Annotated in this window: 14 protein-coding genes; 7 read left to right on the top strand and 7 right to left on the bottom strand. The window is 43.5% G+C overall.

Features of this window, described 5'->3' with window-relative positions; all coding sequences use genetic code 11:
• Window positions 1–12 precede the first annotated feature (12 nt).
• Window positions 13–342: an arsenate reductase family protein gene (locus CLV51_RS03300; protein WP_106526576.1), complete on the bottom strand. Its 330-nt coding sequence runs from the start codon at window positions 340–342 to the stop codon at window positions 13–15.
• Between the two features lie 96 nt (window positions 343–438).
• On the opposite strand from CLV51_RS03300, the gene polA reads away from it, so the two are divergent.
• The 3 genes from polA (at window position 439) to CLV51_RS03285 (ending at window position 5,149) form a co-directional block, all read left to right on the top strand.
• Window positions 439–3,252 (top strand): DNA polymerase I, encoded by a 2,814-nt coding sequence (polA, locus tag CLV51_RS03295; RefSeq protein WP_106526575.1) that lies wholly within the window; start codon window positions 439–441, stop codon window positions 3,250–3,252.
• Between the two features lie 116 nt (window positions 3,253–3,368).
• Window positions 3,369–3,893, top strand: coding sequence for a GNAT family N-acetyltransferase (locus CLV51_RS03290; protein ID WP_106526574.1), 525 nt, complete (start codon window positions 3,369–3,371; stop codon window positions 3,891–3,893).
• Window positions 3,894–4,003: 110 nt separating this feature from the next.
• A complete protein-coding gene (locus CLV51_RS03285) occupies window positions 4,004–5,149 on the top strand; it encodes a C1 family peptidase (protein ID WP_106526573.1) in 1,146 nt (381 codons plus the stop codon).
• A 151-nt stretch (window positions 5,150–5,300) separates the two neighbouring features.
• Here the strand turns inward: CLV51_RS03285 and CLV51_RS03280 are convergent, their stop codons facing one another.
• Window positions 5,301–5,591 (bottom strand): hypothetical protein, encoded by a 291-nt coding sequence (locus CLV51_RS03280; RefSeq protein WP_146151216.1) that lies wholly within the window; start codon window positions 5,589–5,591, stop codon window positions 5,301–5,303.
• Between the two features lie 12 nt (window positions 5,592–5,603).
• Entirely contained in the window at window positions 5,604–6,221 is a 618-nt protein-coding gene (locus CLV51_RS03275) for an L-threonylcarbamoyladenylate synthase (protein WP_106526571.1), read from the bottom strand.
• Window positions 6,222–6,319: 98 nt separating this feature from the next.
• On the opposite strand from CLV51_RS03275, the gene mtgA reads away from it, so the two are divergent.
• The gene (gene mtgA, locus CLV51_RS03270) at window positions 6,320–7,036 is read left to right on the top strand and encodes a monofunctional biosynthetic peptidoglycan transglycosylase (RefSeq protein WP_106526570.1); all 717 of its coding nucleotides are present in this window, start codon (window positions 6,320–6,322) and stop codon (window positions 7,034–7,036) included.
• Here the strand turns inward: mtgA and CLV51_RS03265 are convergent, their stop codons facing one another.
• From CLV51_RS03265 to CLV51_RS03250, 4 genes are all read right to left on the bottom strand, one after another.
• Window positions 7,037–7,561, bottom strand: a complete 525-nt coding sequence (locus tag CLV51_RS03265) for an AAA family ATPase (protein ID WP_106526569.1) — start codon at window positions 7,559–7,561, stop codon at window positions 7,037–7,039. It lies immediately after the preceding gene.
• Window positions 7,558–8,181: a nicotinamide riboside transporter PnuC gene (gene pnuC / locus CLV51_RS03260; protein ID WP_106526568.1), complete on the bottom strand. Its 624-nt coding sequence runs from the start codon at window positions 8,179–8,181 to the stop codon at window positions 7,558–7,560. The genes CLV51_RS03265 and pnuC overlap by 4 nt, the downstream gene beginning before the upstream one ends.
• 98 nt (window positions 8,182–8,279) lie before the next feature.
• A complete protein-coding gene (locus tag CLV51_RS03255; RefSeq protein WP_106526567.1) occupies window positions 8,280–9,977 on the bottom strand; it encodes a PNGase F N-terminal domain-containing protein in 1,698 nt (565 codons plus the stop codon).
• Window positions 9,978–10,137: 160 nt separating this feature from the next.
• Window positions 10,138–10,734, bottom strand: a complete 597-nt coding sequence (locus tag CLV51_RS03250; protein WP_106526566.1) for a NifU family protein — start codon at window positions 10,732–10,734, stop codon at window positions 10,138–10,140.
• A gap of 156 nt (window positions 10,735–10,890) precedes the next feature.
• Here CLV51_RS03250 and CLV51_RS03245 point away from each other — a divergent pair, with 156 nt between their 5' ends.
• From CLV51_RS03245 to CLV51_RS03235, 3 genes are all read left to right on the top strand, one after another.
• Window positions 10,891–11,415, top strand: a complete 525-nt coding sequence (locus CLV51_RS03245; protein ID WP_106526565.1) for a ferritin — start codon at window positions 10,891–10,893, stop codon at window positions 11,413–11,415.
• Window positions 11,416–11,466: 51 nt separating this feature from the next.
• Entirely contained in the window at window positions 11,467–11,919 is a 453-nt protein-coding gene (locus tag CLV51_RS03240; protein ID WP_106527570.1) for a methylglyoxal synthase, read from the top strand.
• Window positions 11,920–12,019: 100 nt separating this feature from the next.
• Window positions 12,020–13,888: a mechanosensitive ion channel family protein gene (locus CLV51_RS03235; protein WP_106526564.1), complete on the top strand. Its 1,869-nt coding sequence runs from the start codon at window positions 12,020–12,022 to the stop codon at window positions 13,886–13,888.
• Window positions 13,889–13,891 lie beyond the last annotated feature (3 nt).

Here is a 13,891-nt window from a genome sequence, read left to right as displayed (position 1 = left end):
ATGATAAAATTTCTAAATATTTTTAACTTCCGCACCTATATAAATCCTGTCGCCCACCACCGCTACCGGGCGTTTCAAAAAAGAATATTCCTGTAAAATCAAATCGCGGTAATCAGCTTCTTTCAAATCTTTTTCATGTAACCCCATAGGCCGGTATTGCTGTGACCTGCGGCTAAACAGTGCTTCATAACTGCCTGCCAGCGCATGCATTTCATCCAGTTGCTCCGGAGTGATCTTTTCTTTCTTGATGTCCTGTAAAATATACCCGCGCTCCTTTGCCTTCGTTTCTTCCAATATTTTCTTGCAGGTGCTGCAGGTGGACAAATGATAAATCTTGTTCATAGTCATTCATTTTTCAATTTCAAAGTTACATGCTCACTGTATATGGAAGTACTATCTTAATTTTGTACATTCAAATTAATTCTTGTAGGTTTAGCGATGGAAAAGAAATTATTTTTACTGGACGCCATGGCACTGATTTACAGGGCTTATTACGCCCTGATCAGAAATCCCCGTATCACCAGTACGGGTCGAAATACCAATGCGCAGTTTGGCTTCACCACTACTTTACTGGATCTCATCAATAAAGAAAAGCCCACCCATATAGCCGTTGCGTTTGATACGCACGCGCCTACGGAGCGACACATCACTTTCACGGATTATAAAGCTAACCGCGAAGATGCCCCGGAAGACCTCCTGGATGCATTGCCGGATATTAAACGTATCATAGAAGGATTTAATATCCCGGTGGTGGAGCTGGATGGCTACGAAGCAGATGATGTGATCGGCACCCTCGCCTGGCAGGCCGCAGATGCGGGTTACACCGTTTACATGGTAACACCTGATAAAGACTACGGACAGCTGGTAAGAGATAATATCTTCATCTACAAGCCGCCGTACATGGGCAGCAAGGAAGAAATTATGGGGCCTAAAGAAGTATGTGAAAAATGGCAGATCAAAGATGTACACCAGGTAATTGATATTTTAGGATTGATGGGAGATGCGGTGGATAACATCCCAGGCATTGCTGGTGTTGGAGAAAAAACAGCCATGAAATTGCTGGCACAATACGAAACACTCGAAAACGTATTGGCCAATGCAGATGCCATAGGCGGAAAGATGGGAGAGAAGATCAAAGCGGGTCGTGATAATGCCATTCTTTCTAAAGAACTGGCAACAATTATCACCGACGTACCGGTAACTTTTCATGAGGAAAATTTCTGCATGTCAGATTGTGACAGAGAAAAGCTCACCGACATATTTACTGAATTAGAATTCAAAACACTCGGCAAAAGAATTTTGGGTGATGGCTTTGCTGCCAGCGCCTCTGCCGATGCCAAACCTAGGGTAGTACAAACAGATCTGTTTGGAACAGTTGTAGAAGAAGAAGTAACGGTAACCGTAGAAATTTCTGAATCAACAAATATCCTGCTGGCAGAAAAAAATATTCACAATACACCTCACAATTATCAACTGGTAGACACCCCGGAAAAACGGGCTGCCCTGCTGGCACAGTTACTTCAGCAACAGGAAGTTTCTTTTGATACAGAAACCACCGGTACCGATGCCAATGCAGTTGATATTGTAGGCATGAGCTTTTCCTTTGTAAAAGGAGATGCTTATTACATTCCGATGCCTGCCGCGCACGACGCTGCCCGCGCCATTCTACATGAATTCAAACCGCTGTTTGAAAATGATAAAATAAAGCTCATCGGGCAAAATATCAAGTATGATATGCTGATACTGAAATGGTACGGCATTGAAATTACCAATCCATTATTTGATACGATGCTGGCCCACTACCTGTTAGAGCCGGAAGGCCGTCGAAGTATGGATGTGTTAAGTGCCCAATACCTTGGATACGAGCCGGTTTCCATTGAAGCGCTCATTGGTAAAAAAGGTAAAGGCCAGGGCAATATGCGTGATGTGGAAGTGGAAAAGATCAAGGAATACGCTGCTGAAGATGCTGATATTACCCTGCAGCTGAAAGAAAAATTTGCGCCCATGCTGCCCGAAAAGCAGGTGGATAACGTATTTTATGACATAGAAAACCCACTCGTAAAAGTACTGGCAGATATGGAGTTTGAAGGTATCGCTATTGATACCCAGGCACTGGCAGATTATTCCCGCGAACTGGAAACAGAAATAAAACGCGCAGAAGAAAGTGTATATGAACAGGCAGGTGTACGTTTCAAACTCGCTTCTCCAAAACAACTGGGTGAAGTACTGTTTGAAAAACTACAGCTGGATCCTAAAGCTAAAAAAACACGCACCGGACAATACGCTACCGGCGAAGATGTACTACAGAAGCTGGCTAACAAGCATAAGATAGTAGAAGACATTCTCATCTTCCGTGAGCTGAGCAAATTAAAATCTACCTACGTAGATTCGTTACCGTTATTGCTGAATAAGCGCACCAATCGTATACACACTTCCTACAACCAGGCGGTAGCAGTGACGGGTCGCTTAAGCTCCAATAATCCTAACCTGCAGAACATTCCTATCCGCACAGAGAGAGGCCGCGAAATACGCAAGGCCTTTGTACCACGCAATGAAGAGTTTGTTTTATTATCAGCGGATTATTCACAGATAGAGCTGCGTATTATTGCAGCCATCAGTGAAGACAAAGAAATGATGGCCGCCTTCCAACAGGGAATAGATATTCACGCGGCTACTGCTGCCAAAGTATACAATGTACCGCTGGATGCAGTAACATCAGATATGCGCCGCAATGCCAAGAGTGTAAACTTTGGTATCATCTATGGCGTAAGCGCCTTTGGTTTATCAGAAAATCTCAGCATCCCCCGTTCAGAGGCTAAAATGCTGATCGATAACTACTTTGCGCAGTATCCATCTATTAAAAAATATATGGATGACCAGATAAAATTTGCACAGCATAACGGTTACGTGCAAACGATTCTGGGCAGAAAAAGATGGCTGAAAGATATTAACTCCTCCAATGCGGTGGTACGTGGCTTTGCCGAAAGGAATGCCATTAACATGCCTATTCAGGGCACCGCTGCAGACATGATTAAACTGGCCATGATTTCCATTCATAAAGCGTTCAAAGCACACCAATTCAAATCCCGCATGCTTTTGCAGGTGCATGATGAATTGGTTTTTGATGCGCATCGTTCCGAATTAGAAGTTATTAAACCCCTTATCATAGATTGTATGCGTAATGCACTGCCACTGGCCGTTCCTATAGAAGCAGAAATGGGCAGCGGCAATAACTGGCTGGAAGCGCATTAATTCTTTAGCTCTTTATTATTAACAATTAACGCTTAGAAAACCGATTTTCTAAGCGTTAATTGTTAACAATAAAGAACAGCTATTGTATTTCCCAAAACAGTTTACTAGTTTCAAATATGATCCAAACACCTCGACTACAATTGTTGCCGTGCTCCCTTGAGCATTTCGAATTGCTATTACAGGGCAACGATCATCTGGCCGACCTGCTTGGTATATCTATTGAGGACGGTTGGACAGATTATCCTGAAATGGTATTGGTAGCTTATGATAAATTACGCAATGATCCCAGTATGCTGGGATGGTTCTTCTATCTTGTTCTTCACCGCAATGATAAACGCCTCATAGGCGCCGGTGGCTTTAAAGGCAAGCCCGATGATCAGGGACTGGTAGAAATGGGCTATGAAATAGCAGCCGACTACCGGGAAAGAGGTCTCGGTACCGAAATGGCAAAGGCCCTTATCCGCTTTGCATTTGGCCACTCCTACGTACAACGTGTAATTGCGCATACAGAAGAAGAATACAATGCCTCTGTTAAAATATTACAAAAAGCAGGAATGCGTTTTGTCGGCACCATTAAGAATATAGAAAATGAAGATCTGTGGGAATGGGAAATTACCCGCGAACAGTACAATGAACTATAACTGCAATTAGTAAAGCTGTAGCAAGCTCCGTTCATCCATCTTTTCACAGGCGAAATACTTGCTTTCCCTTATTTTTGGTCCTTGTTTTTAAAACTTATCATTATACACTCATGAAGAAATGGATGATGTGTGCAGCCATGCTTTGCAGTTTTGCAGCATTTGCACAAAACAGTACCAATGTGGAGGGTAGTCGCTACCAGTTTACGGTTTTAAAAAACCTGGATGCCGGTGATGTACAGAACCAGGGCCGCACAGGCACTTGCTGGTCTTTTTCCGGCCTGTCTTTTTTTGAATCTGAAGTACTGCGTACCGGCAAAAACAAAGGCCTGAACCTGAGCGAAATGTATGTGGTGCGTAAAATGTATCCGCTGAAAGCTGCTAACTACGTACGTATGCACGGTAAAGCCAACTTCGGTGAAGGTGGTGGTTTCCCGGATGATCTGTTGTGCCTCCGCGAGTACGGACTGGTTCCTCAGAGCGTATACGATGGTAACAAAGGAAAAATGTACAATCACGCGGAAATGGAAAGTCTGCTGGAAGGCGTTGCTACCAAAATAGGTAATGCGCCAGGCACTATCAATCCGGATTGGTCAAAAGCTTTCGACGGTGTGCTGAATGCCTACATGGGCGATGCTCCTGAGAAATTCCAGTATAACGGCAAATCCTATACTCCACAGTCTTTTGCAAAAGAGCTTGGCCTCGATGCAGATGATTATGTACTCATCTCTTCTTTTACCCATCATCCTTACAACTCTAAATTTGTACTGGAAGTACCGGATAACTGGAATTGGGAAAAAGTATATAACGTAAACCTGAATGACTTTACCACTATCGCTGAAAACGCGGTAATGAGCGGCTACTCCGTTGCATGGGCTGCTGACGTAAGCGAAAAAGGTTTCAACTTCAAAGAAGGTCTGGCTATAGTTCCTGAAAAAGATTGGGCCGACATGTCTGCTGAAGAAAAAAAGAACGTTTTCCTGGAACCAGGTAAAGAAAAAACAATTACTCCAGAACTCCGCCAACAGGCTTTCGACAACTTCGAAACACAGGATGATCACGGTATGCACATTGTAGGCCTGGTTAAAGATCAGAACGGCAATAAATATTTCCGTGTGAAAAACTCCTGGGGTACTGATAATTTCGGTCAGGGTTACTTCTACGCTTCCGAGCCTTACTTTGCTTACAAAACCACCTGCTTCATGGTAAACAAAAAAGCTTTACCTGCAGATATCGCAAAGAAACTGGGTATTAAATAATTCTTTTTAAAGAGATGATTGAAAGGGATTGACCTACGGGTCAATCCCTTTTTCTTTCCAGATAAACAAAAAAACACATATTTGCCTTTGTCAACAAATATTAATTGACACAAGCAAATATTATCTTCCAAAACCAATACAGTAAATGTTATTAATGTTTCCCTTCCTGCTGCTGGGCATAAGAATAATTGCCTAAACGCAGTTTAACGGGTAGGTGAGTACGTTTTTGCCAGGTCCATTCCTGTTTGCAGAAAAACCCGAAATGCTGATTGTAGTAAGCATCAGGCGCCTGGGTATAAACCGGGTAAACAACCGGAGGTGGAGAGGGGATATAAGTGGTTTTAGTAACCGGGAACAACTTCACCGGCTTCCATGCAAAAGTTTGTGCCTGTGCACGCACCAGGCCCATACAACTCACTAATATCAACCATCTCATTTGCATAAAAATATTTTATCAGGATATTTCCTCAAAACTCCCGAGACCTTCACGGATCAATTCAGGTTCTGCTCCTGTGCAATCAATAACGGTAGAAAAAGCCATCCCGCCAGGGCCGCCATCTATCACGATATCCACCAGTTTACCAAACTTCTCGGAAATGATCTCCGGATCAGTATATTCTTCTACGTAATGCTCTATCGGAAGAGTAGTGCTCATTAAAGGGTTACCCAACTCTTTTACAATCGTTCTGCAAATATTATTATCCGGCACCCTGATACCCACAGTATCTTTCTTTGTTTTCAACAGTTTGGGTACCATTCTGCTGGCTGGTAAAATAAATGTATAAGGGCCGGGCAATGCTTTTTTAAGCATTCTAAACACAGGCGTATCCACGCTTTTGGCGTAATCCGACAGGTGGCTCAGATCATAACAGATAAAAGAAAAGTGCGCCTTCCTGGGATCAATCTGTTTAATTCGCGCAATACGTTCTATGGCTTTGTGTTGCGTAATATCGCAACCCAAACCGTATACCGTGTCAGTAGGGTAAATAATCACACCGCCATCCTTCAAACATTCAATGATCGTTTTTATGAGGCGTGGATTCGGGTTGTCAGGGTGTACGTTTAACAGCATACCTAAAGTTACGGATTTTGTTGGTAGAGATAGTTGAAAGCAATACACTTTCAGCTTTTTAGCCTACCTTTCGGCCCGATTTTTCTAAACCTACGCGGATGAATTTAAAAGGCATTATTCCCAGAACGTGGAGGAGATTAAAGAGAGTACTACTGGTTTTATTTGTTGCACAATTTGTATATATCATCCTGCTAAAATGGGTGAATCCACCTATTACCATTACAGAGATCTCCAGCTGGTTCAGCTTATGGGGAACAGATAAAAAATTGCATAAAACGTGGGTAAGCTACGATGCTATTTCCCAACACGCCAAACTGGCCGTGATAGCCAGTGAAGACCAACTCTTCACAGATCATAATGGTTTTGATTTCAAGTCTATTGAAAAGGCCATGAAACATAATCAGCAAAGTAAAAAAATAAAGGGCGCCAGCACCATCAGTCAGCAGGTGGCTAAAAACGTATTTCTTTGGCAGGGCCGTAGTTGGGTACGTAAAGGCCTGGAAGTCTATTTTACTTTTATGATTGAAAAGATCTGGGGTAAGCAACGCATTTTAGAAGTATACCTGAATGTAGCAGAAACCGGCGAAGGCATATTTGGTGTTGAAGCTGCCTCACTGGCTTATTACAACAAGGATGCAGCCAGCTTAAACCGTGAAGAAGCAGCCATGATAGCGGCTTGTTTACCTAATCCGATAAAGTATACCGTTAATCCACCGGCACGTATTACAGCTTATCGTCAGCGTAAAATACTGATCCAGATGCGCAATCTGGCGCCTGATCCGGATATAATGGAACTGGTAACCGGCAGAGAATAATTATTTATTTTCCAGCAACTGCTGTACGGCTTTAATAGCAAGCGTTTCACGGTCTTCATAGCTACCGCGGATATCTGTCCAGGCAGCACCGGATTGCATCACAATATCTCTGTAAATATTATAAAAATAGGTGCGCATTTCAGGATCAGGATATTCCCGTTGCGGATCTTCTTCCCAGGGCAAATCAATATAAGTAAGCAAATACAGATCACACTGCTGCTGCGCAATCTGGTTCAGGATGCGGGCATCACAATCGCCGTACTTATGTTCGCTCCACACCTTTACTACATACAAATCGGTATCACAAATAAGCACATTACCGGCTTTGGCAGCCTGTTGCCGTTCCAGGGCTAACTGTCCGGCAGCTATTTCCAACAGGTCGTGCTGTTCGTATAGCCGTGGCAGTTGGTCAATATATTCACGCGCATATTCCGGTGTCCACACCGTATTAAAATGTGCGGCCAGTTTTTCACTCAGCGTGCTTTTGCCTGTAGATTCAGGTCCTATAACAACTACTTTTTTCATTTGCGGGAAATTTCTTCTTGCTCCACAGTTTTCTTCCAGCTGAGATATCCGAATATAGCAATGATAAATAAAAAGATGGTAAGAAAGGCTGTCAGGTACAGATGCTTGTAAAATAGCAACGGCACCGCTACAAAGTTGGAGATATTCAGGAGAATCCAGTTTTCTACCTTACGCTTTGCAAGCAACCACATACCGGCGCAGGCGCTAGCAGAAACAAAGGCATCCATCACAGGTACATTAGAGTCAGAAAAATTATGCAATAGTGTGTAAAAGATGGCCCAACCGGTAATAGCAATAATAGTGGCGGTTGTTAATTCCTTCCGGCTACTGCGGGTGATCTTTACTGCCGGTTGTTCCGGCCTTTTCCTGGCCCAATATAGCCAGCCATATATACTCATCACCAAATAATATGCATTCAGCGTGGCATCTGCATACAGCTTAAAATGTTCGCGGGATAAGAGATAGGTGAAAATGCCTGTGCTGATAATACCGGTGGGATATACCAGGATATTATTTTTTTTCTGAAAGATGACAGATAATACTGCAAAAAATACAGCAATCGCTTCCAGCCAGCTCATATCGTGCATACCCTGTAAAAGACCCTGGTATATATCGTTCATGATGCAAAAGTATACATTGAAATTACGAATTGCGAATTACGAATTACGGATCGAAGCAAAGATCGCTTCGATCCGTAATTCGCAATTCGTAATTTTTTTTACTGTTTTACGCCCATCAAAGTGCCAGACACATTCCAGAAACTCTGGCTGTTGCCTTCCGGCTTCCCTTGCGGGATGGCCACTTTGATCGTATGCAGGCCGGGTGTAATGTCCGGCAACGAAATAAATACAGGCGAGGTAAGTGTGCCCGGACACCAGTTGGAGCGGCTCAGATCAGAAGAAGACAGCCCATTACCGAAATTGCCTGAAGCCGGATTGGATAAACGATAAGTAGCACAATCCGTACGCCATGGAATAAAATGATAGACGCGTTTGCCATCTACAAAAATTTCATTTTGTTTGGGATTAAATTCATCCCCACCGCCCCAGCCACCATGGCCGGTAGTGATATAACGTAACTGTATATTTTTAATACCTTCAGGAATATTCACCGTAACGCTCAGAGAGTCTTTGTCAAAAAGCGTTGCATATTCCTGTCCTGCCATTTCCATCAGGTTGGTAGTATTAAATGCAGGAGAGATCCAATCAGGAGAAGGGCGGTTTTCATCTTCTCCATCTCCGGGATAATATTTAAAACTGAGACTTACTTTATGCCCGCCTTTGTCATAGTTACCAATATATACACCTATCCACACTTCGCCCTGCAGGCGGTTTTGCAGCTCTGTGATATCTTGTTTATAGATCACGGAGTCGGCCCAGTTATAGCCTTGTATCTTTACCTGGTTATTAAAATGATGCACCCCAAAAGGTGTGAAGAAACGCAGTATTTCCAGTGCCGGTAAATAATTATCGGTGGCTACCATGCCCTGGTATTTCTTACCATTTGCAGCGGTAAATAACGGTAACGCACCTACGCCTTTTTGCAAGCCATCCAGAAAGGAAGTGGCTTTGTCTACCGGGATCATAAACACGGAGCCGGTTCTGTCGTAAGCATCTCCGTTAGAATATTGTGTGAGTTCTGCAAACAGTGTTTCACCTTTTTGAGGAGCCGGCAGTTTCACCTTTTTAAGAATCAGGGTGCCGCCGGCGTAATGATACGTTTGGTCCAATTGCTCTCCGGCAGGATTAATGGCATTGTTGCCCCAGCTAATCTGCTCCTGGCTAAAAACAGGCAGGGTAGTGTATCGGCTGTCTATCACCTGACGCATGTAGGCGGCATCATCTACCAGCTGACCGGTATTAGTGGGCCAGGCCAGTTCGGCAGACGTTATTTTACGGTATTCAATCTTTTTCGCTATTGTTTCGCTATTGCCGTTACGTACTATTTTGAGCACCAGTCCAAGGCCGGGCGCGATAGTAATACTGGGCGTACCTTTCAGCGCCAATTCATTGGTGTACCATACTTCTATCGTGTTGGAACGGATAAACAGTTTTGCCTTTTTACATACATACCCCAGAATAGTAGCAGTATCTGGTAACAGCTCCGGTTGTACGTATTCGCCGAACGGTTTTTTCAGCGTATATACGTTTCCGTTAGGAATATCAAGTACCTGCCAGCTTGACTTTTCATCCAGCTGCAGGTATTGTTGTTCTTTTTGTTTTTTGTCGCCGGGAAGGAGATGGGCACGGTTATGATCAATGATCAGTTGTAATCCGTTGCCGGGAGTAGCTTTACCGTTGCTGCTAAAGCCGTAGGTAATGATGGCTGCGGAGCTGTCCACGCTTTTCTTTCTTTGTGCCTGTATAGGTTGTATGGCAATAGCCAGACCTGTTAGTAGTACTAATAATCCTTTCATTAGTGATTAGCTGTTAGCGCTTAGCCTTTAGTGATCAGTTTTTATTATTTATTCATTTTATTTAACCCGACTAATAGCTAAAAGCTAAAAAAGGCTAAATAAAAAAGCACAGCCATAAGACTGTGCTTTTGTTTAACACTATCATTCACTCAACTATGGCTTATTCTGCTTCTGCCACAACTTCCTTCACTTCCGGGATCATACGCTTCATCATGCCTTCAATGCCGGCTTTGAGCGTAATCATGGAGGAGGGGCAGCCTGAACAGGAACCTTGTAACATCAGGGTTACCGTGCCGTCGTTATAATCTTTGAATTGAATGGCGCCGCCATCCATTTCCACAGCAGGTTTCACGTAGTTTTCAAGTAACTCCTTGATACGTTTTACCACATCCGTGTCATCAGCACTCACCTCATTGCTCGCAGTAGATTTAGTAATAACTACTTCATCTTCGTTGATAATAGGACGGGTATCTTCCAGATATTCTTTCAGGAAGGCTTTTACCGTAGGAATTATATCGTTCCAGTCAGTTTCGCTGGTTTTTGTAAGCGTAATAAAGTTAGCCATAATAAATACGCCCTTTATAAAAGGGAAGCTAAACAGCTCCATGGCTAAAGGAGACGGTTTGGCGCTGGCTTCATCCGGGAAATCAATACTCTTACCTGGGTACAGCAGTTTGTTTGCCACAAACTTCATGGTTTCCGGGTTGGGAGTCATTTCTGTATATATACTGATGATCGGATTTCCTGTTTTAATCATTTTATCCTAATTTACTTACGCAAAGGTAGCGTTTTTCAGGCAGAATTTCAGGACGCCTTTATGTGAATCCCCATTGAATTTTACAATCTCGTTATAGGCATAAATGATATCCCCTGCCCACTGCCATTTCACTTCACCCAGGCAAAATTATTTGTCATGTTATTGAAAGAACTTTCTTCAAAAATCGAAACAGCACTCAATCAACAGGTGGAAATGGAAGCAGCGTCTTCCCAGTATTATCTGGCAATGGCCTCCTGGTCTGAAGTCCAGGGATATAACGGCATTGCCCAATTTTTATACCGCCACTCCGATGAGGAAAGAGCACATATGCTCAAACTGCTGAAATTCATTAACGAACGGGGCGGTCATGGCCTGGTGCCGGCGCTGAAGCAGCCAACGGTGAAGTTTAAAAATATACATGCCATTTTTGAACATGTGTTTAGTCATGAGCTACTCGTGTCCAAAGAAATTAATAACCTGGTAGATATGTGCCTGGGTGAAAAGGATTATGCTACCCACAACTTTTTACAGTGGTATGTTACAGAACAGATCGAAGAAGAGCGACTGGCAAGGCTCATCCTGGATAAATTAAAGCTCATAGGGGAAGATAAAGGTGGCCTCTATATTTTTGACCGCGACCTCGCCACACTGGATATGAACGATAGACGCCCACAACATTAAATAAAATCTACATTTATTTATTGCGTGTCACTTGTTACTTTTGTAGCAGATATGCAAACAACTAAAGTTTTAAAAGCACGCAAACGGATTGCCCTGATCGCACATGACCATAAGAAAGCCGAACTGATAGAGTGGGCCATCTATAACAAAACTGTGCTGAGTCGCCATGAACTATATGCCACCGGCACTACCGGCAAACTCATAGAACAGGCGCTGGACGTATCTGTAAGAAAACTGCTGAGCGGCCCACTGGGCGGCGATCAGCAAATTGGTGCCCTGGTAGCTACAGGAGAACTGGATGTTATTATCTTCTTCTGGGACCCAATGGAAGCATTACCCCATGATCCGGATATCAAAGCCCTGCTTCGCCTGGGCGTAGTATGGAACATTCCGATGGCCAGCAACCGCGCATCCGCAGACTTTCTGCTCACTTCACCACTCATGCACCAGGAGTATGAAGCGATATTGCCCGATTACAGCCAATACACGAAAAGACAAGTGTAGGATAACTCCAACACGCCCGCTTTTATAAATTTTCACACATTTTGATATGCTGCCTGGCCCGCTACAGGAATTTTCCGTACTTTAAATAAAAGCTTCGGGAATGAGAGTTGTTTATACCCTTTTTTTAACCGGCATCCTGGTTACCTTCTTCTTATTTTGCACCGCGCAAACAGACAGCAGTAAAGCCTCCCGTGACTCTCTTACGGATACGCAACTGGTACTCACTACCCGCCTGCTCCGGGAAAGCGATTCCCTCCTCAAAGCAGATGCAGTGCAGAAACAGGCTTTGGAAGAACAACTGTTATCAATAAAAAACAACAACGACCAACGCAAACAAGAGCTGCAACAAAAACTGACGGCTTTTGAACAGGCCGACTCCCTTAAAAAAGTAGTCCGCCAACAAAATATTGATCGCCTGAAAGCCTTTCACGGCGGCTTTCCTGTAAGTCCCTTCGGTGATACACTCTTCTATGTTTATAACAGGCTGGGCCCACTGCGCCCCAGCGAAAGAGCACAGAATATTGTTGTAAAACTGGAACGGCTGGAAGCAGATCCTTTCTTTTCTCCCGATTCTGTAATTGTAGTGCCCAATGAAAACAATGTGGATGTGGCATACAATGACCTGATCCTGTTGACGATTACGGATGATGACGCCCTTTGGTTAAACCAGGATAAAATGCAGGTAGCCAAAGACTATGCAGCCACCATCCGTAAAAGCATTCTGCAACAGAAAAAGGAAAACAGCTTACAAAACATCCTGATACGCATTGCGTGGCTATTATTAATCCTGGTAATATTTGGCACCATCGTATATTGGATCAACCGTTTGTTTAAACGGGTACGGGCTAAAATAATAAGGGATAAAGACCGCTATTTTAAAGGCGTAAAAGTAAAAGACTATGCCTTGCTCAACCAGCAGAAGCAGATCGGGCTTGCCTTTAATGCATTGCGCGTTGCACGGATAGTCCTGATCCTGTTTATTTTTTATATCACGTTGCCTTTTGTTTTCAGCATTTTTCCCTGGACCAAAGGCATCGCCGACAAACTCATTGACTGGACACTGAGTCCTATCAAGTCCATATTTACAGGACTGCTGCATTATCTCCCTAAATTACTCACCATACTGGTGATATACTTTGTTACTCGGTACCTGATAAAACTGGTGAACTATCTCGCTGAAGAAGTAGCCACTGCCAATCTCACTATCAAAGGGTTTTATGCAGATTGGGCCAGACCCACCGCAAGTGGTATCAAATTTTTGCTGTATGCCTTTATGTTTGTAGTCATCTTCCCATATCTGCCGGGATCTGATTCAAAAATTTTTCAGGGAGTCTCTGTTTTTCTGGGTATCCTGTTTTCGCTCGGCTCATCATCCGCCATCTCCAATGTGATTGCCGGCTTCGTTATTACCTACATGCGCCCATTCAAGATAGGAGATGTAGTGAAGATAGGAGAGATCACCGGCAAGGTGATAGAGAAAAATTTATTGGTGACACGGTTACTGACTATCAAGAATGAAGAAATCACAGTACCTAATGCCAGTATACTCAGCGGGCATACTATCAATTTCACCTCTTCCAGTAAAGAGCTGGGACTGGTGTTGCACACCACTGTTACAATTGGCTATGATGCTCCGTGGAAACAGATCCATGAATTGCTGATCAACGCCGCCCTTGCCACAGATGGTATCCTTAAAGACCGCCCACCGTTTGTACTGCAAACCGGCCTGGATGATTTTTATGTTGCCTATGAAATCAATGCTTACACTGATCAGTCACACAAAATGGCACTTATCTATTCCTCTCTTCATCAGAATATTCAGGATCAGTTTAATGCTGCCGGTGTAGAAATTATGTCGCCGCATTACCGCGCCCAGAGAGATGGGAATACAACAACTATTCCGGCTGATTATTTACCGGAAGATTATACCCCGCCAACTTTTAACGTAAAGGTGAATAAGGAGGTATAAGTG

Origin of the sequence: Chitinophaga niastensis, from assembly GCF_003014755.1 — a bacterium.
Taxonomy (GTDB): Bacteria; Bacteroidota; Bacteroidia; order Chitinophagales; family Chitinophagaceae; genus Chitinophaga; species Chitinophaga niastensis.
The sequence above is the reverse complement of the archived record's forward strand: the minus strand, read 5'-3'. Positions and strand labels throughout refer to the sequence as shown.

What these genes read in the sequence shown, in the direction of transcription:
- CLV51_RS03250 (WP_106526566.1), bottom strand. Translation starts at nt 10,734, where the DNA reads ATGATTAAAACAGGAAATCCGATCATCAGTATATATACAGAAATGACT.
- CLV51_RS03275 (WP_106526571.1), bottom strand. Translation starts at nt 6,221, where the DNA reads ATGCTGTTAAACGTACACCCTGACAACCCGAATCCACGCCTCATAAAA.
- mtgA (WP_106526570.1), top strand. Translation starts at nt 6,320, where the DNA reads ATGAATTTAAAAGGCATTATTCCCAGAACGTGGAGGAGATTAAAGAGA.
- polA (WP_106526575.1), top strand. Translation starts at nt 439, where the DNA reads ATGGAAAAGAAATTATTTTTACTGGACGCCATGGCACTGATTTACAGG.
- CLV51_RS03285 (WP_106526573.1), top strand. Translation starts at nt 4,004, where the DNA reads ATGAAGAAATGGATGATGTGTGCAGCCATGCTTTGCAGTTTTGCAGCA.
- CLV51_RS03255 (WP_106526567.1), bottom strand. Translation starts at nt 9,977, where the DNA reads ATGAAAGGATTATTAGTACTACTAACAGGTCTGGCTATTGCCATACAA.
- CLV51_RS03245 (WP_106526565.1), top strand. Translation starts at nt 10,891, where the DNA reads ATGTTATTGAAAGAACTTTCTTCAAAAATCGAAACAGCACTCAATCAA.
- CLV51_RS03235 (WP_106526564.1), top strand. Translation starts at nt 12,020, where the DNA reads ATGAGAGTTGTTTATACCCTTTTTTTAACCGGCATCCTGGTTACCTTC.
- pnuC (WP_106526568.1), bottom strand. Translation starts at nt 8,181, where the DNA reads ATGAACGATATATACCAGGGTCTTTTACAGGGTATGCACGATATGAGC.
- CLV51_RS03265 (WP_106526569.1), bottom strand. Translation starts at nt 7,561, where the DNA reads ATGAAAAAAGTAGTTGTTATAGGACCTGAATCTACAGGCAAAAGCACG.
- CLV51_RS03280 (WP_146151216.1), bottom strand. Translation starts at nt 5,591, where the DNA reads ATGCAAATGAGATGGTTGATATTAGTGAGTTGTATGGGCCTGGTGCGT.
- CLV51_RS03300 (WP_106526576.1), bottom strand. Translation starts at nt 342, where the DNA reads ATGAACAAGATTTATCATTTGTCCACCTGCAGCACCTGCAAGAAAATA.
- CLV51_RS03290 (WP_106526574.1), top strand. Translation starts at nt 3,369, where the DNA reads ATGATCCAAACACCTCGACTACAATTGTTGCCGTGCTCCCTTGAGCAT.
- CLV51_RS03240 (WP_106527570.1), top strand. Translation starts at nt 11,467, where the DNA reads ATGCAAACAACTAAAGTTTTAAAAGCACGCAAACGGATTGCCCTGATC.